The 24,578-nt window shown below is 61.2% G+C and carries 23 protein-coding genes; 13 read left to right on the forward strand and 10 right to left on the reverse strand.

Annotated elements, in window-relative coordinates; genetic code table 11:
* The first annotated feature begins 134 nt into the window (after positions 1-134).
* Positions 135-1,097, forward strand: coding sequence for a Gfo/Idh/MocA family protein (locus BLT50_RS06520; protein ID WP_090027805.1), 963 nt, complete (start codon positions 135-137; stop codon positions 1,095-1,097).
* 231 nt (positions 1,098-1,328) lie between these two features.
* Here BLT50_RS06520 and BLT50_RS06525 read toward each other — a convergent pair whose 3' ends face one another.
* The 5 genes from BLT50_RS06525 to BLT50_RS06545 form a co-directional block, all read right to left on the reverse strand.
* A complete protein-coding gene (locus BLT50_RS06525; RefSeq protein ID WP_090027806.1) occupies positions 1,329-2,423 on the reverse strand; it encodes an acyl-CoA dehydrogenase family protein in 1,095 nt (364 codons plus the stop codon).
* 96 nt (positions 2,424-2,519) lie between these two features.
* On the reverse strand, positions 2,520-3,074 hold the full coding sequence (locus BLT50_RS06530) for an OsmC family protein (RefSeq protein WP_090027807.1): 555 nt from the start codon (positions 3,072-3,074) through the stop codon (positions 2,520-2,522).
* 35 nt (positions 3,075-3,109) lie between these two features.
* The gene (locus BLT50_RS06535) at positions 3,110-3,931 is read right to left on the reverse strand and encodes an ABC transporter permease (protein ID WP_090027808.1); all 822 of its coding nucleotides are present in this window, start codon (positions 3,929-3,931) and stop codon (positions 3,110-3,112) included.
* A complete protein-coding gene (locus tag BLT50_RS06540; protein ID WP_090027966.1) occupies positions 3,928-5,196 on the reverse strand; it encodes an ABC transporter substrate-binding protein in 1,269 nt (422 codons plus the stop codon). Before BLT50_RS06540 ends, BLT50_RS06535 begins: the two co-directional genes overlap by 4 nt.
* A 13-nt stretch (positions 5,197-5,209) precedes the next feature.
* Positions 5,210-6,130: an ABC transporter ATP-binding protein gene (locus BLT50_RS06545; RefSeq protein ID WP_245723310.1), complete on the reverse strand. Its 921-nt coding sequence runs from the start codon at positions 6,128-6,130 to the stop codon at positions 5,210-5,212.
* 284 nt (positions 6,131-6,414) lie between these two features.
* On the opposite strand from BLT50_RS06545, the gene BLT50_RS06550 reads away from it, so the two are divergent.
* Entirely contained in the window at positions 6,415-7,050 is a 636-nt protein-coding gene (locus BLT50_RS06550) for a TetR/AcrR family transcriptional regulator (RefSeq protein WP_090027810.1), read from the forward strand.
* 42 nt (positions 7,051-7,092) lie between these two features.
* On the opposite strand, the gene BLT50_RS06555 is transcribed toward BLT50_RS06550, so the two are convergent.
* Complete coding sequence (locus BLT50_RS06555) at positions 7,093-7,683, reverse strand: LysE family translocator (protein ID WP_090027812.1); 591 nt, start codon at positions 7,681-7,683, stop codon at positions 7,093-7,095.
* Between the two features lie 345 nt (positions 7,684-8,028).
* Here BLT50_RS06555 and BLT50_RS06560 point away from each other — a divergent pair, with 345 nt between their 5' ends.
* From BLT50_RS06560 to BLT50_RS06600, 9 genes are all read left to right on the forward strand, one after another.
* Complete coding sequence (locus tag BLT50_RS06560) at positions 8,029-8,754, forward strand: FadR/GntR family transcriptional regulator (protein WP_090027815.1); 726 nt, start codon at positions 8,029-8,031, stop codon at positions 8,752-8,754.
* Positions 8,751-9,758, forward strand: coding sequence for an ABC transporter ATP-binding protein (locus BLT50_RS06565; RefSeq protein ID WP_090027817.1), 1,008 nt, complete (start codon positions 8,751-8,753; stop codon positions 9,756-9,758). Before BLT50_RS06560 ends, BLT50_RS06565 begins: the two co-directional genes overlap by 4 nt.
* Positions 9,755-10,858, forward strand: a complete 1,104-nt coding sequence (locus tag BLT50_RS06570; RefSeq protein ID WP_090027818.1) for an ABC transporter ATP-binding protein — start codon at positions 9,755-9,757, stop codon at positions 10,856-10,858. Before BLT50_RS06565 ends, BLT50_RS06570 begins: the two co-directional genes overlap by 4 nt.
* Before the next feature lie 5 nt (positions 10,859-10,863).
* The gene (locus tag BLT50_RS06575; RefSeq protein ID WP_090027820.1) at positions 10,864-12,375 is read left to right on the forward strand and encodes an ABC transporter substrate-binding protein; all 1,512 of its coding nucleotides are present in this window, start codon (positions 10,864-10,866) and stop codon (positions 12,373-12,375) included.
* 69 nt (positions 12,376-12,444) lie between these two features.
* On the forward strand, positions 12,445-13,389 hold the full coding sequence (locus BLT50_RS06580) for an ABC transporter permease (protein WP_090027823.1): 945 nt from the start codon (positions 12,445-12,447) through the stop codon (positions 13,387-13,389).
* Positions 13,386-14,267, forward strand: coding sequence for an ABC transporter permease (locus BLT50_RS06585; protein ID WP_090027825.1), 882 nt, complete (start codon positions 13,386-13,388; stop codon positions 14,265-14,267). Before BLT50_RS06580 ends, BLT50_RS06585 begins: the two co-directional genes overlap by 4 nt.
* A 13-nt stretch (positions 14,268-14,280) precedes the next feature.
* Positions 14,281-16,074: a gamma-glutamyltransferase family protein gene (locus BLT50_RS06590; protein ID WP_090027968.1), complete on the forward strand. Its 1,794-nt coding sequence runs from the start codon at positions 14,281-14,283 to the stop codon at positions 16,072-16,074.
* 12 nt (positions 16,075-16,086) lie between these two features.
* Positions 16,087-16,836 (forward strand): DUF1028 domain-containing protein, encoded by a 750-nt coding sequence (locus BLT50_RS06595; protein WP_090027828.1) that lies wholly within the window; start codon positions 16,087-16,089, stop codon positions 16,834-16,836.
* Between the two features lie 19 nt (positions 16,837-16,855).
* Positions 16,856-17,812, forward strand: coding sequence for an acetamidase/formamidase family protein (locus BLT50_RS06600; protein ID WP_090027969.1), 957 nt, complete (start codon positions 16,856-16,858; stop codon positions 17,810-17,812).
* Between the two features lie 28 nt (positions 17,813-17,840).
* On the opposite strand, the gene BLT50_RS06605 is transcribed toward BLT50_RS06600, so the two are convergent.
* From BLT50_RS06605 to BLT50_RS06615, 3 genes are read right to left on the reverse strand one after another with little or no spacing between them, the layout of a single operon-like run.
* Entirely contained in the window at positions 17,841-18,608 is a 768-nt protein-coding gene (locus BLT50_RS06605) for a glycosyltransferase family 2 protein (RefSeq protein ID WP_090027830.1), read from the reverse strand.
* Positions 18,605-20,191 (reverse strand): ArnT family glycosyltransferase, encoded by a 1,587-nt coding sequence (locus tag BLT50_RS06610; protein ID WP_090027833.1) that lies wholly within the window; start codon positions 20,189-20,191, stop codon positions 18,605-18,607. Before BLT50_RS06610 ends, BLT50_RS06605 begins: the two co-directional genes overlap by 4 nt.
* Positions 20,182-20,460: a lipid-A-disaccharide synthase N-terminal domain-containing protein gene (locus tag BLT50_RS06615; protein WP_090027836.1), complete on the reverse strand. Its 279-nt coding sequence runs from the start codon at positions 20,458-20,460 to the stop codon at positions 20,182-20,184. The genes BLT50_RS06610 and BLT50_RS06615 overlap by 10 nt, the downstream gene beginning before the upstream one ends.
* Positions 20,461-20,575: 115 nt before the next feature.
* Between BLT50_RS06615 and BLT50_RS06620 the strand changes: the two genes are divergently transcribed.
* Both BLT50_RS06620 and BLT50_RS06625 read left to right on the forward strand, forming a co-directional pair.
* Positions 20,576-21,235 carry a response regulator transcription factor gene (locus tag BLT50_RS06620; RefSeq protein WP_090027838.1) on the forward strand — a complete coding sequence of 220 codons (660 nt, stop codon included), beginning with the start codon at positions 20,576-20,578 and terminating at the stop codon, positions 21,233-21,235.
* A gap of 4 nt (positions 21,236-21,239) precedes the next feature.
* Positions 21,240-22,601, forward strand: coding sequence for an ATP-binding protein (locus BLT50_RS06625; protein ID WP_090027840.1), 1,362 nt, complete (start codon positions 21,240-21,242; stop codon positions 22,599-22,601).
* 95 nt (positions 22,602-22,696) lie between these two features.
* On the opposite strand, the gene BLT50_RS06630 is transcribed toward BLT50_RS06625, so the two are convergent.
* Complete coding sequence (locus BLT50_RS06630) at positions 22,697-24,568, reverse strand: cation:proton antiporter domain-containing protein (RefSeq protein ID WP_245723312.1); 1,872 nt, start codon at positions 24,566-24,568, stop codon at positions 22,697-22,699.
* Positions 24,569-24,578: the final 10 nt, after the last annotated feature.

Raw genomic sequence — 24,578 nt, forward strand, 5'->3', positions numbered from 1 at the left:
TATCCGATTGTGCAACCCTTAAGCCGCATCGCTTGCGGCCCGGCCAGCCATCGGGCACATCATCAGCCATAACGACAGGGTGGGCCCGCACCAGGGGGCTGCCCGTGATCTGAGCAAAAACGGGGGAAATTCGGATGGCGATCAAGACGGCAATCATCGGGCTTGGCATCATGGGCCGGCGGATGCTGGAACAGATGCAGCAGCATGGAGGATACCAGCTTGTCGCGCTTTGGGATCCCGATGACGCAGCCTGCGCCGAAGCGGCGAATCTTGCGCCTGGGGCAACGGTGACGCCCTCGGCCGAAGACGCGATTGCGATGGCCGATCTTGTATATCTCGCCTGCCCCCCGGTCCCGCGAAAGGCTTATGCTTTGGCGGCAGCGGCGGCGGGCAAAGCGGTTTTCCTTGAAAAGCCGCTTGGCGTGAATATCGGTGAAAGCGAAGAGCTCGTTTCCAAGCTGGCCGAATACGGCGTCCCGGCTGCCGTGAATTTCACCCAAGGCGCGAGCGTCGCGCTGACCAGAACGGTCGAGTCTGCGACGGGCGGCGAACTGGGCGAGTTGTGCGGCGTCGATATCGTCGTCACCTATTCGGCCTGGCCACGGGAGTGGCAGAAAGCGGCCGATTGGCTGCGGTTTCGCGACGAAGGCGGCATGACCCGCGAGGTGATCTCGCATTTCCTTTTCTTCTCGGAGCGTGTTCTTGGGCCATTGTCCGTCACCTGGTCGCGCCCGAGCTATCCCGCCGATCCCGCATTGTGTGAAACGCATCTTTTGGCACGGCTGGAAACCGCGGATGGCCTGCCTGTCAGTGTTCTTGCCAGCGTGGGCGGCGCACAGCCCGACCGTCAGGAATTGACGATCAAGGGCGCGCGCCAAAGCCGGCGCATCACGGATTTCTATGCGCGCTGGTCATCGGATGGCGGGCCGTTCGAGCGGATCGACGACGGACCGGAAGATCCCAGATCAGGAGCTTTGCAGGCGCAACTTGGAGACCTGGAGCGTTGCATCGCCGGCAAACCCAACCGCCTTGCCACGCCAGCCGAAGCCCTGCGTGTTCAAAAACTGATCGAAACCATGCTGCAGGGCCAGGGCTGACCGAAGCCCTGCAGCCACATGAACACCTGATCTGACAACGGCGCGGTATTCGAAGACACCGAAATTGGCTCATGGGCGCGTTGCCCGGCGTCGGCCAGGCGATTGCCGACCGATTTCGCGCAGGACGCGCCCATGTCGTCAAAGGCATGAAGGGTATTCCGGGCAAAGCTCCGGTGGCTCGGCCCCCAAGGGACGGGCCACCGGGAAAACGCATCCGTTCACATTCGCGGCTCAGGCTTCGAGCGCTGCAAGCATCTTGCGCAGATGCTTGGTGGCGGGCGTAACGATTGCCACGAAGTAAGCTTCGCGCAGGCGGCGCTGCGCTTCGCCGCCGGAAACATAGCCACGCGCCCCGCAATGCAGCATCGCGAAATGCGCCGCCTCAACCGAAAGTTCACCGCCCTTCAACCGTGCCGTCAGAACGCGCTTCCAGAACGCGTCGGAAAGGTCGTAGGGCGTCTTGGACATCTCAAGCACGTCTGCAACCAGCGCGTCATATTCCGCCTCAAGATCATCCGCGCCCTTTTCTAGGAACTGGTTCACATGACCCAGGGGCCCTTCCATCTTGCGGATGAGATCAATCGAGCTTTTGATCATGCCGGCGGCCATCCCGCATTGCAGCAGGACAAAACCACCCCGGATGCGCCTGATGAAGTCCGGCGCAGGATCACCGATCACCTGTTCGTCGGGAATGAACGCGTCGCGGAACATCACCTGGCAGGTCGCCGTGCCGCCCATCGCGACGAAATCATGGTCGAGGCGCAGCTTGACTCCCTTGTCCTCGTCCGCATGGGCGATGGCCATCACGGTCTTGTCGCCCGCGTCGAACATCACACCGAACCAACCGTTCTCGGACAGGTTCGACACCCAGGGCAGAACACCTTTCACCACATAGCCGCCATCCACGCGCGTCGCCTTTAGCTTCAGCTTTTCGATCTCGGCGATCGACTTCATCGGGTTCGACATGCCAGTGCCACCAAGGATTTCCCCGGTCGCGACCTTTGGCAGGATGTTCTCTTTCAGCCAGGTGTTTTCCGACGAGGCGATGTACCAGCCCAGCGCATCCTGGCACCACATGCAAAACCCGGTGGACAGGCAGGTTTCCGACGCCTTCGCCATGGCAAGGATCGCAGGACCAAGGTCGCAAGGCGCATCCAACCCGGCAAGATGCGTGCCATAGGCACCGGCACCCCCCATCGCGCGCATCACGGGTTCGGGGTAAAACTTCTCATCGTCGATTTTGCGAACAACGGATGTCAGATCCTTTGCGGCGATTTTTTCGACCGCGTCGAAATCGACAGTGTTCAGGGGAGTCGCGATATTCATCTCGGGGGTTCCTTGCAACTGACAGACAGGACGTTTCGGAGTTGCCCGCCCCCGCCTGCGTCGCGCAGCGCGATGCGGGGGCAGGCCTTTTCAGGATCAGACCGTTTCGGCGACCATGTTCACGGGACGCGAGAATGTGTTGAATACCGGCGACCACTGAACGACGTGCTGGATCAGACCATCCACCTCTTCCTTGGAGATGCCTTCGGCTTCCATGTCGACCTTGATGCGCACATCGGTGAAGCCCACAGGCTTTTCGCTGGTGTCGCCGGTGCCCCAGACAGCGGTGATGTTCAGATCGCCCTCAAGCTCCAGTTCAAGCTTCTGAACGGTCCAGCCGCGCGCCACCGCATTGGCATGCAGGCCCACGGCCACGCAGGAACCCAGAGCCGCCAGAGATGCCTCGGACGGGTTCGGGGCAGTGTCGTCACCCAAGAGCGCGGGCGGTTCGTCCACGATATAGGGTTCGAGGTCGCGGATATAGTTGGCGTGGCGGAACTTTCCTTCGGCCACGGTCTTGCACTTGAGCGTCTTGATGGCCTGGGGGTTTTCCTTGCCCTTGGCGATCAGACCTTCGAGGCCGGTTTTATCGATAGGCGCCAGACCTTCGGGGGTCAGGCAGCCGGTCAGGACGGTTGCGGGTTCAGACATGTCAGTTTCTCCTCTGGTTGTCTGGTGTTCGAAAGTCAGTGCGCGGTTTCACGCACCCAGTTGAATTTTCTGATGGCGAGCATGAACAGGTAGTCGAGCGTGAAGCCGATCACCCCGATCACGACCACCACGGCGGCGAGCCGCGCATAATCGAGCGTGTCGCGCGCATCGTTGATCGCGTAGCCCAGCCCGCTGGTGACCCCGAGGTACTCGGCAGGCACAAGCACGACCCACGCCACACCCAGGGCCAGGCGCAGACCCGTCAGGATGTCGACGGCAATCGCCGGCAGGATTACGACGAACAGCATGTGAACCGGATTGGCACCGAGGTTGCGGGCAACCTTGAGCCAGGCCGGATCGATGCGCCGTACTCCTGCGGCAGTCGAAAACAGGATGGGCCAGATCGCGGCGACGCCGATCAGGAAGACGATCGCGGCATCCCAGGTGTCATAAACCATGACGGCGATTGGCATCCATGACAGGGGCGAGATCATGCGCAGAAACTGGAACGGCACGTTCGTCAGTTCGCGCAGCCAGCCGACACGGCCGATGGCAATCCCCGCCGGCACCCCGAGAAGTGCCGCAATGCCAAGACCGGCCCCCACGCGGAACAGCGACGGGCCCGACATGTCGAACACCTCGCCCGAAGTCACGATGTCCCACAAGGCGGACAGCGTCGGAGCCGGAGCAAAATCGGCAAAGGCGAACAGGTCGGGATCGTTGGCCACAACCCAACCGCCCAGCCACCAGAGCGCCATCAGAACAAAAATGCCCAACAGGCCAAAGGCCGGGCCGCGCAACCGGCGCATGGGCGGAAGCGCGATGCGCGCTTCCGTTGTGTCGGCTAGGGCGGTCATAGTTTCAGCACCTCCTCGCGCGAGAAGGGATCGCCGCCGGTGGCGACCGACGGATCGTTCTTCCACTCGGGGTACTTTTCCAGGGCGGCCTTCACATAGGTATAGTCGACAAGGTCATTCACCACGAAATCCGCATCCAATCCTTCGAGAAAGGTCGTGTCGCCGGAAACCACCGTGCGGTTCATCTCCTCTACGATCAGTTTGGTTGCCGATGGGTATGGCCAAGGCTGGAAGTCGATCCGGCCGTTGCGGTATTCGCCCTCGTTCACGATGGCGCCGGTATCGATGTATTCCTGATGTCCCGAATACAGGGTCATCGCGCGTTTCACGACCGCGGCGGGGGCTGGCAGATACCCTTCGCCGTCCTTGGACAGCAGCTCGGCCACCTCTTCCTTGTTCTGGCTGGCATAGACACTGGCGCGCACGACGGCGTTCATCACCTTTTGCGTCCATTCGGGCTTGGCCGTGGTCACCTGCTCATTCATGCACACCACGCAGCAGGGATGGTTCTTCCAGATGTCACCGGTAAACCGCAGCATGCGCGCACCCGCCTTCAACTCACCCAGTGCGTTGAACGGCTCGGCGACGATGTAGGCATCGATCTTTTTCGCGGCCAGCGCCGGGGGCATTTCGGGCGGCGGCAGAACCTGCAGGTTGCACTCGTCCGCGGCCAGCGGTTCACCCTGCGGCTTGATCACAGCCTTGATGCCGTTTGCACGCAACGCGTATTGCAGCACGATGTTGTGCATCGAGTACCAAAACGGCACGGCAACCTGTTTACCGCCAAGCCCCGCGAAATCAGCGATGTCGGTATGACGCCCCACGACGAGCGCCGAACCGTTGGTATGCGCCCAGGACATCACCTTGACCGGGAAATCGTTGTTGTAGCGCATCCAGACAGGGATCGGCTTAAGGAAATGCACGAGATTGAACTTGCCCGCGACGAACGACTCGATCAGGGGCGACCAGCCACGGATCAGGGTCGGGCGCTCGGCTTCGAGCCCTTCATCGGCGTAAAACCCCTTGGCATGGGCGACCAGCAAGGGCGTCGCATCGGTGATCGGCAGATAACCGATGCGCACGACATCGTCCTCCTGGGCCATGGCCGGCATCGGGAATCCACCCGTGAGCGAGCCCATCAGCGCGGCCAGACCACCGCCTGCCAGCATGTCCAGCGTCATGCGCCGCCCCTTGTCGATCCCGTCATGGCCGCAGCACGCGGCATGAAGATCGTGGTGTGAATGGGTCTTCTTGCAATCTGTCATGGCATCCTCGCTGTCAGGCTTTTTCGGGGGTGTCGTCGGTTTCGTCGGCTGCGCCATGGGCGACTGCCGTGTAGATTTCCATCAACCGCACGTGCTCGGCATTGAAACGGTCGCAGCCGCCTTCGCGTTCGTCGTCGTCCAGATCGATAACCGTGTCTTGGGCGATACGGCCGGGGTTCGCGTCGAGCACCAGAACCCGGTCGGCCATGCGCACCGCCTCGGACACATCGTGGGTAACGATCACCAGCGTCAGCCCAAGGTTATGGGCGATCTTGCGGACATCGCGCTGCAAAGCCCGGCGCGTGAACGCGTCGAGCGCCGAAAAGGGTTCATCCAGCAGCAGCATCTCGGGCCGGGTCGCAAGTGACCTGGCAAGAGCCACGCGTTGCTGCTGGCCGCCGGAAAGATCCTGGGCATTGCGGTCGGCGAAGGCGGCAAGATCGACCAGGTCCAGAACTTCGGGGACGCGCCGCGCGATTTCTTCGTTGCGGCGCGCGAACCGCAAGCCGAGCGCGGCGTTCTGCGCAACCGTCATCCAGGGAAACAGCGACGGCGCCTGGAACATCATCACCCAGCGGTTGCTGGGGCCGCGCACCGTGTTTCCATTGATAACGACCTCTCCCTGGCTGGGCAGGGTGAGGCCCGAGAGCATGTGCAGCAAAGTGGATTTCCCGCACCCGGACCGCCCGAGAAGCGCCACGACCTCGCCGGGTTCGACTTGGAATGAGATGTCTTCGAGAACCGGACCATCGCTGCGGCGGTAGGTGTGGCTCAGCCCCATGACGGCGATATGTGCCCCGGCGACCGCGGTGCGGTGCTTGCGCCTGGGGCGCGCGAGGCCCTGAAGTTTTTCCGCGCCGGAGAACATGGCCTTTTCGAGCATCATCTGAAAATCCTTGGCAGCCGCGAACATACCGTTCTGTCTCCTGATCATGGGGGGATGCCGCGCAAATTCGTCAAACAGACGGGCATGGTAAAGCGGGGTGGATTCAAAAAAGTCTATTTTTGAGGCGAAAAAACTGGATTAGGAACAAGCGTTGCGCGGAAAACTGTCCAGTCTACGACCTGTTCGCAAAATCGCCGAGTCGCTGGAACCTTGTTTTTCGGCGAACCGATCTGTCTATTTTTCTTGCAATTGCGTGACGCTTGTTCCAACTTGCCCGCCACTACCGGAACACCGTTTCGTTCAGGCGCAGCCAAGACAAACCGGAGAATGGCATGAACAAGCCCGCCACGATCGTCCCCCCTTCGGAACCGGACCAGGAATGGAGCATCGCGGTATCACCTGACGATTCGGCCCGCGGGCGACTGGTGGCTGCGGCCGCACATTTGTTCTGCAACAGGGGCTTCGCGGCGACGGGCGTCGATGCGATCGTTGCACGGGCAGGAACGGCCAAGGCAACGATGTACAAGCATTTCCCTTCAAAGGACGACCTGATCGCCGCCGTCCTGAAAGCCGAAGGCGAAGCCTGGAGAAAATGGTTCTTCGGGCGGCTGTCTCTGGTCGATGGACCGGCGCGCATCCGTATTCTTGCGGTTTTCGACGTTCTTGAAGATTGGTTTGCCGATCCCGGTTTTTACGGCTGCCCGTTCATCAATGCGGTCGCGGAATTCGAAACCGGGGATCACGCCGCGCGCGCCGCAGCCGATCTGCACAAGGAACACCTGCTGACCTGGTTGAAGGCCCAACTGATCGAAATGGATATCGCTGACCCTAATGAATCCGCGCGAAGCATCGCCGTATTGATCGATGGGGCAATCGTGGCGGCACAACACGCGCATGACCCCAGTTTTGCGCAGACGGCAAAGCGACTGGCACAGTGCCATCTGGACAGCATTTCCCAGTCATCGTGAGTTTCAACGATGGACGCAGCGCCCCTTGGCGCCGCGTCACGATCAGACCAATTCGGTTACTGCCAGCAGAACGACAGCCATCATCGAAAGCGCCATGGCCTTGTTTATGATCGAATGCACCCTTGGCGACAGATCCAGGCGATGCAGAGATACGCCCGCCCATAGCCAGAGAACATGGATCGGGATCCAGATCGCGTTCATGATCGCGAACTTGGCCAGCACTTCGTAGACATAGTTTTCGGGAAGGAAGCCGAAGCCCGTGAAAAGGGCGGTGTTCACCGCATACGCCTTTGGATTGACCGTTTGCAGAACGATGCCCCCCGCGACCCCGGGCGGGCTGGCCTTTTCGATAAAGGCAAGCCTTGCACCGGCAAAGGCAATCCGAATGGCAAGATACGTCAAGTAACCGAACGACAGGGCGAAAAGCACCAACCTGATGCGGTCATCCGCAAGCACCAGCGCGGCAAGCCCACTAACCACGGCGAGAGCAACGAGATTGGTTCCCAGAAAAAGCCCGCAAACATAGCGCATCCCGGCACGCATACCGAAACCGGCGCCAACCCCCGCCGTGGAAAGAACCCCCGGGCCGGGTGTTATGATCAGGAAAAAAACTGCAGCGGCAAAGGTGAGCATCACGAAGTTCTACAGTGAGAAATCTAGCATGATCAACCGCGCCATTGCTTCCTCGCATATCCCGATTTCCCGTCCGGCATCAACGATTCCGCGCGCGACATGACCCCCAATCAAGTGGGTACGACGAAGCGGGCCAGATGTTTCGCCTATTTTTTCGGCGCGGCCCTCCGCATCAGATCAATCGTATAAAGCGTTATTAATCGGATAGTTAGAAGCTGCCCCACGCATCCGATACGGCGTGGTCGGGCTGCATCCTCGCATCGCACATGGTTGTCCGGGTCGAATCTTGTTGACCCAAGAAGCGAACCAAAAAAGTATTGGTTCATACCAATGAGCAAATGATTCATGAACCAGACGCTGACAAAGCCTGTGAACCGCGCCGACAATGACCCCGAAACCGACCGGGTGCTTGCGGCCGTTCGCCAGATCGTTCTGGACAATCTTCTTCCGTCGGATGGACGCCTTCCCACCGAACGGCAGCTGGCGGCCGAATTGGGCGCGGGACGTCGCGCCGTGCGCCGCGCTTTGACGCAACTGGAAACCGAAGGGCTGATCTGGCGCAAACAGGGCAAAGGCACATTTGCGGGTCAGCCGCCGGACCCGACCGAGGCGCTTGCCGCCGAGATCGTGGCCGAGGTCGATCCGCTGAGCGCGATGGAAGCCCGACTTTGCATTGAACCCGCCCTGGCAGAGTTGTGCGCGCGGCGCGCCACAGCCGAAGATGTCGCGCGTCTGCGCCAACTTGCGGAACGCACACACGAGGCGCACGAGGCAGATGCGGCCGAGCTTTGGGATGGCGCGTTGCATCGCGCCATCGCAAGGATCGCGGGCAACCGCGTGATGCTGACCGCCTTCACCCTCATAGACGAGGTGCGTATGGGCGAGGATTGGCAGATGAAACGCCACCGCGCCCGAAACGAGGCGCGGCGCGAACTTTATGATGCGCAGCACAAGCGGATCATCGATGCGATCGACGCACGCGACGGTGAAGCGGCCGCCGACGCCATGCGCGAACACCTGACGGCCTTGTTCAACAACCTCAAGGCATCGATGTCGGAGGGTTCCGTATGACCACCGCGATCCCGCTGCTGCAAGTAACCGATCTTTCGATCCGCGTACGAGGGACAAGCGCGCCCCTGGTCGATAATGTCAGCTTTACGCTGAATGCCGGGGAAACGCTTTGCATCGTGGGCGAATCCGGGTGCGGCAAAAGCCTGACGGCGCTTGCGTTGATGGGCTTGCTGGAAGGGACGCCGTTGCAGGTCGAAAAGGGATCGGCCCTGTTCCAGGGTGTCGATCTGCTGTCGGCCAAACCCGAAACGCTCCGCGGGCTTCGGGGCGATCGTGTCGCGATGATCTTTCAGGAACCGATGACATCGCTGAACCCGGCGCTGCGCATCGGGGAACAGATCGCCGAAGCGATACGCGAACATCGCGACATGCCCCGTGACCAGGTCCGGGCGCGGGCATTGGAGATGCTGAAACGGGTGCGTATTCCGGCCGCCGACAAAAGACTGGACGAATATCCTCATCAGTTGTCCGGCGGCATGCGGCAGCGCGTGATGATCGCGATGGCGCTTGCGAATGACCCTGCCCTTCTGATTGCAGACGAACCGACCACGGCTCTGGACGTGACGATCCAGGCGCAGATCCTCGAACTGATGCGCAGCCTTGGCGCCGAAACGGGTGCGGCGCAGATCATGATAACCCACGATCTTGGCGTGGTGGCCGAGATGGCCGACAAGGTGGCAGTCATGTATGCGGGCCGTATCGTCGAGGCCGGGACAACGGCGCAGATATTTGACGACCCACAACATCCCTACACACTCGGCCTGATGAGTTCGATGCCTTCGCTTGCAGGCGATCAGGAGAGGCTTGTCACCATCCCCGGCACGGTTCCAAGCCCCGCGAACATGCCCGATGGCTGCCGTTTCGCCGCACGCTGTCCGTTTGCAACGGGTCGATGCAAGGAAACACCCTTGTTGCAGGACCAGGGGGCCGGGCACAGGGTGGCCTGCTGGCACGCACCGGTCGAAAACTTCGCCGCCAATTCACGCGACGAGGTGCCGGCATGACCGACATCATCCTTTCGGCACAGGGCCTTGTGCGCAGGTTCACCGCCCGCAAACCACTTTTCGGCACACCGAGTGTGGTTCAGGCGGTCAGCGATGTCACACTGGATGTGCGACGGGGCGAAACACTCGCCATCGTGGGGGAATCGGGCTGTGGGAAATCCACGCTCGCACGGCTTTTGACCCGCTTGCTCGCGCCGTCAGAAGGGGCCGTCGTTTATGACGGCAGGGATATCGCGTCGCTTTCCGATACGGAAATGCGAACCTTGCGCCGCGACATGCAGTTCATCTTTCAGGATCCGTTTTCGTCGCTGAATCCGCGGATGACGGTTGGCGCGCTGATCGAGGAACCCCTGCGCATTCATCGCATGGGGTCAGCACCGGAACGCCGCGCGAAGGTGGCGGACCTTCTGCGGAAAGTCGGGTTGCGGCCAGAACATGCCGACCGGTTTCCACATGAATTCTCGGGCGGGCAACGCCAACGCATCGGCATCGCCCGCGCGCTGGCGACCGGCCCCAGGATTGTGGTCGGCGACGAACCGGTTTCCGCCCTTGATGTTTCGATTCAGGCGCAGGTCGTCAACATCCTTGAAGACCTGAAAGAAGAGCTGGGCCTGACGCTAGTCATCATCGCACACGATCTGGCCGTGATCCGGCACATATCGGATCGCGTCGCGGTGATGTATCTTGGAGAGATTGTCGAGCTCGGAGATGCCGCCGCGCTGTTCGAAAAACCGGCGCATCCCTACACGGAAACACTGCTTTCCGCGATCCCTATTCCGGCAACCGGTGCACGCAAGGCCCGATCGCTGGTTGACGGCGATCCGCCCAACCCGATTTCGCCACCACCAGGATGCCGGTTTCACACCCGCTGCCCGTACGCACAAGCACGTTGCCGGTCGGAACGACCGGGCCTCAGAACACTCGCCCCGGACCGCCAAGTCGCCTGCCATTTCGCGGAAGACCTGTCGCTGGCGGGCGTCGATGCCACCATGGCGGCACGACCCGCAGCGGCAGAGCGCCGGTTTGCCGTCTATTCGAATGCCCGCGCCAATATGACGGGGGCGGAGACCAACAAGACCAAACTACCAACAGAGGAGTAATCGACATGCGTATCACCAAGACAGTGGGTCTTGCCGCGTTGCTGGCACTGACGACCGGGCTTGCCCACGCCCAGGATTTGCGGATCGGCCTGCAGGAAGATCCCGACGTTCTCGATCCCGATCAGTCGCGTACATTCGTCGGGCGTATCGTCTATGCATCGCTTTGCGACAAACTGGTCGATATCACGCCCGACCTGGAAATCATTCCGATGCTGGCCACCGGCTGGGAATGGAGCGCGGACGGAACCGAATTGACGATGTCGCTGCGCGAAGGCGTGACATTTCATGACGGCGAACCGTTCAACGCGGCTGCCGTTGCCGCCAATATCGACCGGTCCAAGAACCTGGACGTCAGCCGTCGTAAATCCGAGGTGAAATCGATCGAAAGCTGGGAGGTTGTCGACGACTACACCATCCGATTCAAGCTGTCCTCGCCTGATGCCACGCTGCTTGCGCAATTCGCCGATCGCTCGGGCATGATGCTGTCGCCCAAGGCCACGGCCGCGGCAGGGGCGGATTTCGGTCTGAACCCGGTGTGTGCCGGCCCGTTCAAGTTCAAGGAACGCGTTCAGCAGGACCGTATCGTTCTGGAAAAATTCGCTGACTATTATCGCGCGGACGAGATCAATTTCGACAGCGTGACCTTCCTGCCGATCCCCGACACGACCGTGCGCCTGGCCAACCTTCGGGCGGGCGACTTGCACATGCTTGAACGGCTTGCCGCGACCGACCTGTCCTCGGCCGAGGCGGATGCAGGCCTGCAGGTGGAAAAGGCGACATCGCTTGGCTATCAGGGGATCACGATCAACATCGCGAATGGCGCGCGCGCGGAAAACCCGCTTGGCCAGAGCGCGGCGGTGCGTAAGGCGCTGTCCTTGTCCATCGACCGCAACGCTTTGAACCAGGTTGTATTCGAAGGCGCCTTCGCGCCGGGCAATCAGCCTTATTCGCCGACGTCGCCATGGTACAACAAGTCCTTCCCGGTGCCAGAACGTGACATCGACGCTGCCAAGGCCCTGTTGGCCGAAGCTGGACATGGCGATGGCGTCACCATCGAGGTGCAGGTGGCAAACAACCCTGTGCAGACGCAGGTGATGCAGGTGATCCAGGCCATGGCCGCCGAAGCAGGCATCACGATAGAACTGGCCGCCAAGGAATTCGCCACGCTCCTGGCCGACCAATCCGCCGGTGAATTCACCGCCAGCCAGATCGGTTGGTCCGGCCGGGTCGACCCGGACGGCAACATTCACCAGTTCATGACAACCGGTGGAGGGATCAACGACTCCAAGTATTCCGACGCCGACATGGACAAGTTCCTGAACGAGGCACGCCTGTCGAACGATCCTGCCGTGCGCAAGCAGAGCTACGATGCCGCGATTGCCAAGCAGCAGGAAGACATGCCCATCATCTACCTTTATCACCCGGTCTGGATCTGGGCGCTTGATCAAAAGGTGGCGGGTTTCACCCCGTATCCCGATGGGATGATCCGCCTGCATGGCGTCTCGGTCTCCGAGTAAACCCTACACCGCCCCGGTACCCGATGCCGGGGCGGTTCCACAGCCCTTCTGTCAAGGAACCCTATACTCATGCTGGCTTTTCTCGGACGCCGCATCCTGATCGCGATACCGACGGTCTTTCTGATTTCGGTTTTCGTGTTCGCCCTGCAGCATCTGCTGCCGGGAGACCCGATCCTTGTCATGGCTGGCGAGGAGCGCGACCCCGAGGTGATTGCGGCCCTTCGCGAAAAGTACCGGATGAACGATCCTGTTCCTGTTCAATACCTGGCCTGGGCCGGAAATGCGCTGCAAGGCGATCTGGGCATTTCGCTGCGAACTCAGCAGCCAGTTCTGGAACTTATTGCAGAAAAACTGCCGGTGACGATCCAGCTTGCCGTGATGGCGCTGACCATCGCCATTCTTATCGGTATCCCGGCGGGTGTTCTGTCCGCCTACAAGAAAGGTACATGGGTCGACTGGCTGGCCAATATCGTGGCGCTGTCGGGCCTGTCCGTTCCGAATTTCTGGTTGGGTATCATGCTGATCCTCCTGGTGTCGGTCAAACTGGGTTGGCTGCCGGCATCCGGGTACATGCCGATCTCGGAAGATCCACTGCAGTCAATCAGGATCATGATCATGCCGGCCTTTGTTCTGGGAACGGCTCTTGCGGCGACGCTTATGCGGCATACGCGCTCGGCCATGCTGAGTGTGCTGAAGTCCGACTATATCAGGACCGCGCGCGCAAAAGGTCTGCGGGAACATATCGTTCTGGTGAAGCACGCGCTGCGCAATGCGCTGGTGCCGGTTGTCACAGTGATCACGCTGCTGTTCGGCGAGTTGCTGGCGGGTGCGGTGCTTACCGAACAGATTTTCACCATACCCGGCTTTGGCAAGCTGGTCGTCGACGCGGTGTTCAACCGCGACTACGCGGTGGTCCAGGGGATCGTCCTTTGTACCGGCGTCGCCTTCATCGCGATGAACATTCTGGCTGACGCGGCATATCGCGTCCTCAACCCGCGGATGTCAGACCAATGAGCGTCACAGCAACCTCTGAAATCGAAGCCGATCCGCTGCCGCCGCGCCAACGCAGCCGCGCCTGGGCAAAGTTTCGTCGCAATCCGTCCGCTCTTTTGGGGGGCGTGATCGTCGTATTCTTTCTCGTCGTCGCCTTGCTGGCCCCGCTGCTGCCGGTGCCCGGACCCGCCGAAACGGATTGGTCGGCGGTACGCAAGCCACCCAATGCCGCCCACCCTTTCGGGACGGACGAAATCGGGCGGGATGTTTTGTCACGCATGATATGGGGGGCGCAGGCATCGCTTCTGGCCGGGGTGGTGTCGGTATTGATCGCGGTACTTCTGGGTGTGCCATTGGGCATGGTCGCCGGATACATGCGCGGCTGGACCGACGCCGTGATTTCGCGATTCACCGAGGCATTGCTGGCCGCGCCGTTCCTGATACTGGCGATCGCCCTCGCTGCGTTTCTCGGGCCATCGCTGACCAACGCCATGATCGCCATCGGCTTGTCGGCCATGCCGATCTTCGTACGGCTGTCGCGGGCGCAAACGCTTTCCGTCATGACCGAAGACTATGTCGAAAGCGCGCGCGCCATCGGCATCGGGCATGTCGGGCTGATCTGGCGCTACATCCTACCCAACATCTTTCCGCCGATCATCGTGCAGGCCACGCTGACGATCGCCACAGCGATCATCGCCGAGGCATCGCTGTCCTTCCTGGGGCTGGGACAGCAGCCGCCCGCACCGTCTTGGGGCGCGATGCTGAACACCGCAAAGAACTTTCTGGAACAAGCGCCCTGGATGGCGCTCTACCCGGGCATCGCGATCTTTCTGGTCGTGCTCGGATTCAACCTTTTGGGCGACGGGCTGCGCGATGCGCTCGACCCGCGCGACACATGACAGGGACCACGACATGACATTCACCACGCGGCCGGAAATCAAGGGAACATTCGGCGTCACTGCATCAACCCACTGGATCGCTTCGGCGGTGGGCATGAAGATACTGGAATCCGGCGGAACCGCTGCTGACGCCGCTGCGGCAATGGGTTTCACGCTGCATGTGGTCGAACCGCACCTGAACGGCCCGCTTGGCGACATGCCGGCACTCGTGCGTCCTGCAGGCGACGACAGCCCGACGGTCGTTTGCGGGCAGGGCGTGGCACCGGCCGGCGCGACAATCGCGCATTACAAGGCCGAGGGGCTCGACATCATACCGGGTTCGGGGCTTCTGGCGACCGTTGTTCCAGGCGCGTTCGACGCTTGGATGCTGATCCTGCGCGACCATGGCCGCCTGCCCTTGCGCGAGATCCTGGAGCCCGCGATCCATTATGCACGGCACGGTCATCCGATGTTGCCGCGCGTTGCCGGAACCATCGCAGGCCTGGCGGATTTCTTCCGCGACGAGTGGCCGACATCGTATGAAACCTGGCTGCCCGGTGGCGTTGCACCAAAGGCAGACGCACTGTTTTGCAACCCCGCCCTGGCCGACACTTGGGAACGTTTGCTGAAAGAAGCCGAAACCGCATCTGGCCGCGAGGCGCAAATCGAAGCCGCGCGCCGGGCGTTCTATACCGGCTTTGTTGCCGAAACGATCGACAACTGGATGCGCGAAGCCTGTGTGATGGACGCGTCTGGTGCGCGGCACAAGGGTGTTCTGAACGGTCAGGACATGGCCAACTGGCGCGCCAACTACGAAGCACCGCTGTCAATCGACTACGAGGGCTGGACAGTGTGGAAGGCCGGCATGTGGAGCCAGGGGCCGACTATGCTTCAGTCTCTTCGCATCCTGGATGGATCGGGCATTTCCGATGCCGACAGCCGCGGCGCAGAGTTCGTTCACCTGGTGACCGAGGCGATGAAGCTGTCCTACGCGGATCGCGAAGCCTATTACGGCGACCCCGAGCATTTCGACATCCCGACCCAGACGCTTCTGTCCCGCGACTATGCCGCCGCACGTCGCGCCCTGCTTGGGCAGCAGGCATCGCTGGATCAGCGGCCCGGGCGCATTCCGGGGCTGGAGCACTTGGCCGATGCCTATATTGCCAGGGCGAAGGCGCGCGAACAGGCAGCAAGCGGCGGGGTTGGTGCGGGCGAGCCCACAATGGCCCACCTGACCGAGAAACGCGGCGATACGGTGCATATCGACGTAATCGACCGTTGGGGAAATTCTGTGTCAGCGACTCCCTCGGGCGGGTGGCTGCAAAGCTCGCCTGTGGTGCCGGGGCTGGGCATGCCGCTGAACAGCCGTGCACAGATGTTCTGGCTTGAAGATGGGCTGCCGACCTCGCTTGCACCGGGCAGGCGGCCGCGCACCACGCTGTCACCGTCAATGGCGCAAGCGCCCGACGGCACCCGGCATGCCTTTGGCACGCCGGGCGGTGACCAGCAGGATCAGTGGCAACTGATGCTGTTCCTGCGGATGGTGCATTCGGACATGAACCTCCAAGAGGCGATCGACGCCCCGCTGTTCCACACGGCGCATTTCCAGGGATCGTTCGATCCCCGCGCTGTACGGCCGGGGCACCTGATGGTCGAGCCATCCTTTGGGGAAGAAGTCATTTCTGACCTGAAGGCGCGTGGTCATGACATCGAAGTGGCCGAACCCTGGACGGTGGGGCGCCTGACGGCCGCATGCCGCGCACCCGATGGTCTGCTCAAGGCCGCGGCGACGCCCCGCCTGATGCAAGCCTATGCAATCGGCCGCTAAGGGAGCCGCACTGTGACCTATTCAATCGTGGCGCACGACGCGAATACAGGAGAACTCGGCGTGGCCGTCGCAAGCCGTTTCTTTGCGGTGGGTGCGCTGGTGCCGCATATCCGGCCAGGTAAGGGGGCAGTTGCGACGCAGGCGTTCATCAATCCGCTCTGGGGGATCGACGCAGCCGACTTGCTGGCAAAGGATGAGCCACCGCAGGACGTGCTCAACGCTTTGCTTCAGGCCGATGATGGCCGTGACAACCGTCAGGTTCACATGGTCGATGCAAAAGGCAGAACCGCCGCATTCACCGGCGGCAGTTGCGTGGACTGGTGCGGTCATGCCAGTGCCGAGGGCGTTTCCGTCGCGGGTAACATGCTGGCCGGAGAGGCGGTCATCGCCGACACACTGGCTGCATTCCAGAACAACGCGAACCTGCCATTGGCCGAGCGCCTGATGACCGCGATGGAGGCCGGCGAACGGGCCGGTGGCGACAAGCGCGGCCGGCAGTCGGCGGCACTCGTCATCCATCGCGACCAACCCTATCCGTGGCTGGATATTCGCGCCGACGACCATGCCGACCCGCTGGCCGAACTGCGCAGGCTCTACGACGTGGCGCATGAGCGGTTCCTGCATTTCGCGGAAATCCTGCCCACCCGCGACAATCCCCACGGCCTGACCGATCGCAGCGGCGTCGATGCCGCCATCGCAGCCGAGGAAAAGCGCAGACGCGAGGCCGGTCTTGAAAGCCGGTCCTTCGCAACGCCGCTTTGACTTGAAGAAGGGACCGACCATGCCCAGCGACGCGACACCCCGTCTGCAAGCAAGCCCGGAAACCTGCGCCTGGGGGTATTTCGACGCCGCCCTGGAGCCCGTCGCCGAAATCGCGAGCGGTTCCGAAATCATAATCGAAACCGTGTCGGGTGGGCCGGATCACCTGCCGCCACGCGATGCGGGATTCCACGTCCCACAAGAGCTGTTCGACATCCACACCCGGTCGGACCGCATTCTGCCCGGTCACATACTGACCGGCCCTGTCGCCGTCACGGGAGCGCGGGCAGGCGACGTTTTGCAGGTCGATATCCTGGACGTGAAGTTTCGTCAGGATTGGGGATGGAACCTGATCCGGCCGCTTGCGGGAACTCTGCCTGAGGACTTCCCGAACCAACGGGTAGAATTCCTGCCGATCGACATCGATGCGAATACTTCACGAATGCCCTGGGGTCTGGGTTTGCCGCTGGCGCCGTTTTTCGGAGTGATGGGCGTTGCACCGCCGCGGCACTGGGGACGTGTCTCGACGATCCAGCCGCGCCTTCATGGAGGCAATATCGACAACAAGGAACTGGTCGCAGGCACAACCCTCTATCTGCCCGTCCAGACCGATGGCGCCTTGTTTTCCTGTGGTGACGGTCACGCCGTGCAGGGCGATGGCGAGGTATGCGTGACCGCGATCGAAACAGCGCTCGAAGGCCGGTTCCGCCTGACCGCGCGGGATGATCTTGGGTTCGACTATCCCCATGCCGAGACGCCGACACACCTGATCACGATGGGCATGCACGAAGATTTGGACCGGTGTGTGGAAATGGCGCTCAGGCAAATGATCGCGTGGATCGTGCGGCAAACGGGCATGTCCCGCGAAGACGCCTACATGCTGTGTTCGCTGGCAGGCGATCTTCGCGTCACTCAGACGGTGAACGGAAACAAGGGCATACACATGATGATGGCCAAGGATAACGTCGCCATATCCTGACGACGCGACTTTCAACCGCCCGGCGGACCTATTTGGCTGATTGGGCGATCTGCGGTTTGCTTGGGACGCAATCGTCGTAACGGGGCGGCCCTTTGCGCATGATCAACCACGCTGCCCCAAGCAGATCGGGAATGCCGACAAGGCCACGTTTCAGGTTGTTGTATTTCGACGCCCCGCCATGCCGTTCGCGGTGCGTGACATCGACGGTTTCGACACGCCAACCTTCGCGCAGCATCATCGCCGGCATGAATCGGTGGATATGGTCGAACCACGGCAAGTCCAGATAGGCCTCGCGCCGAAACGCCTTGAGCCCGCACCCGCTGTCGCGCACGTTGTCGTGCAACAGTGCACCCCGCAGCCAATTGGCAAATCGCGATGCATACCGTTTCGCAAATGTGTCCTGCCGCCTGACGCGTTGCCCCTGCACCAGGCCAAGCGAACACACGTCGGGGTTGGCACTTCGGAACGGCTCAAGCAGGGCGGGTATCTGATCCGGTGGATTTTGTCCGTCGCCATCAAGCGTTACGATCAAGGCGCCATGCGCAAGCCTGACGCCCTTGCGTATCGCAGAAGATTGTCCTGCAGGAACCTTGTTATGAATAGGGATCAGCCAATTGCATCGCGCAGCGAGCTGATCCAGCTTGGCGCCCGTTCCATCCGTCGAGCCATCGTTGATGACGATAACCTCGAAGTCCTCGTCCTTGAGGACCGCACCGATCTCTTCAACCAGAGGCGCGATGGCAACGACCTCGTCCTTGGCAGGAATGACGACACTGATCATGTTCGGGTCGCTCATGACAAGCTCTCCTTTGATGTGGATTCCGGGGTGCGATAGATGCCGTAGGGTCGATCGCGGAAATTGATGAACTTCCACGGCTTTTCAGGCAGCCGGAAATGTTCGAGCCGCGAAATGAAGACACCGCCGGGATGGCTTGCCTGCCATTCCCTGACTTCTTCCAACGTATCGAGAACGGCAAAGGGCCGTGTCGCACGCGCCGCGAAATTGAACTCGGCGTGATAAGCGCCGTCGCCGTAGATGGCGATGCCCTTGTCTTCATACTCAGACACGATCTGACCGATTATCCGCGCATCGTAGGCGTCGTAGAGATCGGTGAAACGCACCGCAGCCCCAACACACAACACAAGTCCGAAGGAAAGAATGGCACCGCCCTGCAAAAGCGACGAATTGAGCGCGAGGCCACAAACCGCCAGAAGCCCCAAGCCGACAGCCAGCAATGCCAGGCTTGGATCAAGCAGCACGGTAACCTGCTGCGCATCGACGATCCCCAGGCCGGCAAGCGTGAACACGCCGCCCAACCCTGCCACTGGCAAGGCCGCGAACCATGCCCGACCTGACCGGGAAGACGGCAAAATACGCGCGATGAGAAGTGCAACGGCGGGCAGTTCAGGCACAAGGTAGTGCAGTTGCTTGCCATCGATCAGGCTGAACAGGACAAAGGCCGACAGCATCCAGATCAGGAGCAGCCGCATGCCGGGTTCCGACCATGAGGCCCGCCAGGTTGCACGCCAGATCCGGGGCATCCAGACCCACGGGAACAACAGCAGCGGCAAGGCCAGAACATACCAATAGACCGGGCGTGAATGGGCAAAGGACTGCGCTATGCGGCCTGCGCTTTGTTTCCAAAGGATCGCGTTTCTGTACTCTTCGCCGCCCTGTATGATCGCGGGAAGCAGCCAGACAAGCACCAGCGCGAGCCCCGCAAGCACAGCTATGCCAATGCCGGCGGCAAGACGCCGTGCCGTTATAGGCGAAACCGATGGTGCGACCTGCCTTCCCCAGAACGGCATGGAAAGCGCCGCCGGCAGAAGATGGATGAATATCACGGGCCCTTTCGCCAACGTCCCGATCGCCAGGGCCGCGCCGAACGCCAGCCAGAAACGCGTCTGGCCCGTTCGTGCGACCGCGACAAGGCTCATGATGCCGGCCACTACGCCGACGGACAGCGCCGCATCAAACATGGTCGTGCCGCCAAACACGATGAAAACCAGCGTCCCGGCCAGAATCCATGCCGTACGCCCGGCGATCCCCTCTTCTTCGGGCCACAGCTGCCTTGCAAGTCGGGCAGTCAGGAACAGCGCAAGCAGCGCAAAGCCCGGCCCAACCACCCGCGCACCGAATTCCGACACGCCGAAGACCGCCCAGACCAGGTTGATGATCCAGAACAGCAGCGGCGGTTTGTGGGTATAAAGTTCGAAGTTCTTGGTCGGCACGAAGAAGTCGCCTGAATGGAACATCTCCCAGGCGACGGCAACATAGCGCGTTTCGTCTATGGGCATGAGCGGCCGCAGAAAGATTGCGGCCAGCGTAACCATGGCGAAAACCGCCAATGCGCTCCGCGTGCTACCTGTTACTGGCATGCTGTTTTTTCCTTGGCCGAACGCGACAGCAGCATGAGGTTACGCAGGTAGATGAAGATACCCATCCCCTGCCCCATGATGAAAACCGGGTCTTGCCGGTAAAGCGCATAGGTCAACAAGGTGAGCCCGCCAGCCAGCGACAACCACCAGAATGCGACGGGCACCACGCTTTCGCGGCGCCGTTCGCTGGCAAGCCATTGAACAAGGAACCGCGAGGTGAACAAAAGCTGCCCCGCGAAACCGATTACGATCCAGAAAGTCTCCGACATCGGCCTGTGTCCTTTCGTGCCGGGTCATGATTTCCCGTGCATATGGCGCCGGACACTTACGCCAACCTGACGGATCACCTATAAGGCACCGGAAATTGTCGTAACGCGGGGCACCATGCGGCTATTGGTGATCGAAGACGAAGAAGGCCTTGGGCGGGCGGTTTGCGAGCATCTGCGAATTGCAGGCCATGCCGCAGACCTCGCCGGGGATCTGGAGACAGCGCAAGACGCGCTGGCAACAACGGATTATGATCTTTTGCTGCTGGATCTCGGTCTTCCCGATGGCGACGGGATCGACTTTTTGCGCAATCTGCGCCGCAGCGGATTCGCGCCGCCCATATTGATCACCACGGCGCGCGACCGCATTACTCAGCGGATCGAGGGGCTCAAGGCCGGAGCGGACGACTACCTGGTGAAGCCTTTCGACCTGAACGAGCTTCTTGCGAGAATCGAAGTTAACCTGAACCGCGCCAACATGACCGTTACAACCGTTCGCGACTTTGGCACCATTTCGGTTGATATCAGCACGAAGGCGGTTTTTCTTGATGGCAAGGCCGTCGTGCTGACCCGGCGAGAGTGGAGCCTGATCGACCGTCTTTCCTCGAGGCCATCAAGAGTGTTTTCCAAGGCCGAGCTGGAGGACTCGCTTTACGGGCACGGGTTCGAGGTCGAAAGCAACTCGATCGAGGCCATTGTCAGCCGCGTGCGGTCGAAGTTGGGGAAAACCGCCATCGTAACGGTACGGGGCCTGGGATACCGGATGGGCGAGGCATGAGGTCATGACCGTATCAAGCCTCTCACGCAGGATCGCCGGCCTTACGACGGTCGGTATTTCCATAGTGCTGCTTCTTGGCGTTCTCGTGACCGCCGCGGTCCTGCGGGAGGAAACGGGCGAACAGCGTGACGAAGTCATGCACGAGTTCGCCCCGTTCGCGGCCGCCGTACTTTCGGAACTCGTCGTTCACCCCGAACGGTTGGATGACGTGGCGGATGGAGGCGTCGTATCACGCCTGCAGGCACATGAACCATTTATTGGGATCGGCGTGATCGCGGCCGATGGTACGGTGCTGTTAGAATGGGATCTTCCCGAAACACTGCCCGATCCCCGGCAAGTTGGAACCGACACGTTCTGGCAATCCGATACGCACCGATTCTACATCGGCGCGCCGGATAGCGAAGACCGCATCGTCATTCTGGGCGACAGTCTGGCAGAACGGTACGAAGCCTTCTCTGAAAGCCTTTTTGCCTTCGTTGGGCCGATGCTGCCACTGCTGTTGATCGCATTCCTGTTGATCCGGTGGATATCCAGGGCATCGCTGAAGCCGCTCGATGACTTGCGCCTTGAAATCGCACAACGCGATCGTGGCGCGCTGGATCCGATCGACGGCAGTCGGATGCCCATCGAGCTGCGCCCGATGGTCACGACGCTTAACGGTTTCATGTCGCGGCTGCTTACAGCACTGGACGCCGAGCGACAGTTCGCAGCCAACGCTGCGCATGAGCTGCGCACGCCACTGGCGCTTGCACTCGCAAGATTGCAACGGATCGAAGCGGAAAACACCGGGGTGCAGCCCGAACAGATCGCCGAATTGCGCGACGCGATCCGTCGGATGACGCGGACGGTCGAACGCCTGTTGCAACTTTCCCGCGCCGAAACCGGGCCGGACCAGCATGGGCAGGCCTGCGATACGGGCGAGGTGCTGGGCCTGCTCGTGCACGAACGATCGATCCCACCCAACGACGGTCGGATTGAACTGCAGCTTCCCGACAGCCCTGTGCGCGCACGCATCGGTGCGGATGACCTTGCGATCGTGGTGGCGAACCTGCTGGACAATGCCTTGCGCTATGCCCCTGAAGACGCGCGGATCACCGTCCACCTGGATGACGCAGGCAAGCTTTGCGTGTCGAACCCCGGAAAAGTGATCCCTGCGGACGAACTGACGGGGCTGAAAGCCCGACACAAACGCCGTGATACACGAGGCGGCGGATTGGGTCTGGGCCTCTACATCGCCGACACGCTCATGCGAAAGGCCGGCGGCAGCCTGACCCTCTACTCTCCGGTTCGCGGAAAGCAGGATGGCGTCGAAGTTGTCCTTGGCCTCCCGCTAGAGGCGCAGGAAAAGACGATACCGTCGCAATAGAGGCTAGGGGCTGAAAGGCCGAAACTGGCCGTCCCGCAGACCGATCCGGTGCCTGCGATGCGATACTGTCAGCCGGGCAATCCGGCTTTGCATCCTCAAGCACCCCGTGCCGTCTTCATTTCCTTCTTGAGATCCGCTTCCCACCCTTCGAGGTTTTCACGGATCAATTGCGAATAGATGCTGTTTTCGCTGTGCGGGTCGTCGCTTTCGAGAAAGGCCTGTGCCGTCTCGACCATGGTCCTGCGATCGAACTCTTCGAAAATCCCGATCAGGCGCTCGGCCTCGTTCCTCGGATGCCCGATAGCTTCAAAGACCGAGCGCGCGGCGCGAATCGAACTGTCATAGGTTTCTCGGATAATGTCGCGGCACCCTGCCGCCCACAGCTCGTACACGTGCCAGCGGTCGATAGCGCGGGCGATGACATGCACATTTGGATGATTTTTGTGCATGTAATGCGCAAGTTCGGTCGCCGCATTCTTGTTGTCGATGGCGATGACGAGAACACTCGCCTCTTCGATTCCGGCCGCATGCAAAAGGTCTGGACGGGTCGCATCACCGAAATAGGCACGGATTCCAAAGCGGCGCAGCATCGCGAGCTGTTCGTTGCTGTAGTCGACCACGGTTGTCGGGTAGTCGGCGGCCTGAAGCGCGCGATTGACGATGCCGCCAAACCGCCCGTGCCCTGCGATGATGATCTTGGCGTCTGCCCCGATCTCGTCGGCCTCGCGTTCCTGCTGACGCGAATAGCGCGGGGCAATGACCCTGTCGTAAAGGATGAACAGCGCTGGTGTCAGCAGCATCGACAGCGCCACGACAAGCAGCAACAGATCGGCAATCGCCGGCGGGACAACTGCGTTGGCGACCGTAAAGGACACCAGCACGAAACCGAATTCGCCCGCCTGGGCAAGGCCGAGTGCAAACAGCCACTTGTCGCCACCGGCAAGCCTGAACATCCGTCCGATCCCCAGCATGATTGCGCATTTCAATGCAATCAGCCCAAGCGTCAGCCCAAGGATCAGTGCCAGGTTCTCAGCCAGTAGGCCGAAGTCGATGCTGGCGCCCACGGTGATGAAGAAAACGCCAAGAAAAATGCCTTTGAACGGCGCGATGTCGCTTTCAAGCTCGTGCCGGTATTCGCTGTTGGCCATGACGACACCGGCCAGAAAAGTTCCCAGCGCGGGCGACAGCCCCACCATCGTCATCAAAAGCGCGATTGCCAAAACTATCATCAGGGCGGTGCTGACGAACAGCTCGCGCAATCGCGCACGGGCGACATAGCGAAAAATCGGCCCGGTCAGATACCGCCCCGCCACGATCACCACACCGATGGCTGCCAACGTCACCAATGCTGTCTGCCACCCCGGAAGCCCATCGACGAGGCTGAGATTCAAGCCCGCTTCGCCGTGCCCACCGCCGTGATCATCCCCGTGATGCAGCGCGTCCATGAGTTCCGGCAAGGCCAGCAAAGGGATAAGCGCCAACATCGGGATCACGGCGATATCCTGAAACAGCAGAACGGAGAAACTCGCCTGGCCCCCATCGCTGCGCATCAGGCCCTTTTCGTTCAGTGTCTGGGTCACGATGGCGGTCGAGGACAGGGCGAAAACCAGCCCGATCGCCAACGCAACGGTCCATGCCTGACCGAAAAGCATGGCCACCCCCATGACCGCCACCGCCGTGATGCCGACTTGCAAACCGCCCATCACGAAAATCCGGGCCCGCATCGCCCAAAGCACTTTCGGCTGCATCTCAAGCCCGATGAGGAACAGCATCATGACTACGCCGAACTCGGTGAAATGCTGCAAGGCGACCACATCGACGCCGGCCCAGTAAAGAACCGGGCCGATGGCGATGCCTGCAATCAGGTAGCCAAGCACCGACCCCAGCCCGAAACGCGAGGCCAGAGGCACGGCGATCATCCCGGACAGGAAGATCGCGAATGTGGTGAACATGAATTCCGCTGTCATTGCAGTACCT

It is taken from the genome of Lutimaribacter saemankumensis, from assembly GCF_900100005.1.
In the GTDB taxonomy this organism is placed as follows: Bacteria; Pseudomonadota; Alphaproteobacteria; order Rhodobacterales; family Rhodobacteraceae; genus Lutimaribacter; species Lutimaribacter saemankumensis.

Coding starts and splice junctions, on each gene's coding strand:
- BLT50_RS06560 (WP_090027815.1), top strand. CDS start 8,029: ATGAACCAGACGCTGACAAAGCCTGTGAACCGCGCCGACAATGACCCC.
- BLT50_RS06565 (WP_090027817.1), top strand. CDS start 8,751: ATGACCACCGCGATCCCGCTGCTGCAAGTAACCGATCTTTCGATCCGC.
- BLT50_RS06585 (WP_090027825.1), top strand. CDS start 13,386: ATGAGCGTCACAGCAACCTCTGAAATCGAAGCCGATCCGCTGCCGCCG.
- BLT50_RS06520 (WP_090027805.1), top strand. CDS start 135: ATGGCGATCAAGACGGCAATCATCGGGCTTGGCATCATGGGCCGGCGG.
- BLT50_RS06535 (WP_090027808.1), bottom strand. CDS start 3,931: ATGACCGCCCTAGCCGACACAACGGAAGCGCGCATCGCGCTTCCGCCC.
- BLT50_RS06610 (WP_090027833.1), bottom strand. CDS start 20,191: ATGCCAGTAACAGGTAGCACGCGGAGCGCATTGGCGGTTTTCGCCATG.
- BLT50_RS06525 (WP_090027806.1), bottom strand. CDS start 2,423: ATGAATATCGCGACTCCCCTGAACACTGTCGATTTCGACGCGGTCGAA.
- BLT50_RS06620 (WP_090027838.1), top strand. CDS start 20,576: ATGCGGCTATTGGTGATCGAAGACGAAGAAGGCCTTGGGCGGGCGGTT.
- BLT50_RS06625 (WP_090027840.1), top strand. CDS start 21,240: ATGACCGTATCAAGCCTCTCACGCAGGATCGCCGGCCTTACGACGGTC.
- BLT50_RS06615 (WP_090027836.1), bottom strand. CDS start 20,460: ATGTCGGAGACTTTCTGGATCGTAATCGGTTTCGCGGGGCAGCTTTTG.
- BLT50_RS06550 (WP_090027810.1), top strand. CDS start 6,415: ATGAACAAGCCCGCCACGATCGTCCCCCCTTCGGAACCGGACCAGGAA.
- BLT50_RS06605 (WP_090027830.1), bottom strand. CDS start 18,608: ATGAGCGACCCGAACATGATCAGTGTCGTCATTCCTGCCAAGGACGAG.
- BLT50_RS06590 (WP_090027968.1), top strand. CDS start 14,281: ATGACATTCACCACGCGGCCGGAAATCAAGGGAACATTCGGCGTCACT.
- BLT50_RS06570 (WP_090027818.1), top strand. CDS start 9,755: ATGACCGACATCATCCTTTCGGCACAGGGCCTTGTGCGCAGGTTCACC.
- BLT50_RS06580 (WP_090027823.1), top strand. CDS start 12,445: ATGCTGGCTTTTCTCGGACGCCGCATCCTGATCGCGATACCGACGGTC.
- BLT50_RS06555 (WP_090027812.1), bottom strand. CDS start 7,683: ATGCTCACCTTTGCCGCTGCAGTTTTTTTCCTGATCATAACACCCGGC.
- BLT50_RS06630 (WP_245723312.1), bottom strand. CDS start 24,568: ATGACAGCGGAATTCATGTTCACCACATTCGCGATCTTCCTGTCCGGG.
- BLT50_RS06530 (WP_090027807.1), bottom strand. CDS start 3,074: ATGTCTGAACCCGCAACCGTCCTGACCGGCTGCCTGACCCCCGAAGGT.
- BLT50_RS06540 (WP_090027966.1), bottom strand. CDS start 5,196: ATGACAGATTGCAAGAAGACCCATTCACACCACGATCTTCATGCCGCG.
- BLT50_RS06575 (WP_090027820.1), top strand. CDS start 10,864: ATGCGTATCACCAAGACAGTGGGTCTTGCCGCGTTGCTGGCACTGACG.
- BLT50_RS06545 (WP_245723310.1), bottom strand. CDS start 6,130: ATGATCAGGAGACAGAACGGTATGTTCGCGGCTGCCAAGGATTTTCAG.
- BLT50_RS06600 (WP_090027969.1), top strand. CDS start 16,856: ATGCCCAGCGACGCGACACCCCGTCTGCAAGCAAGCCCGGAAACCTGC.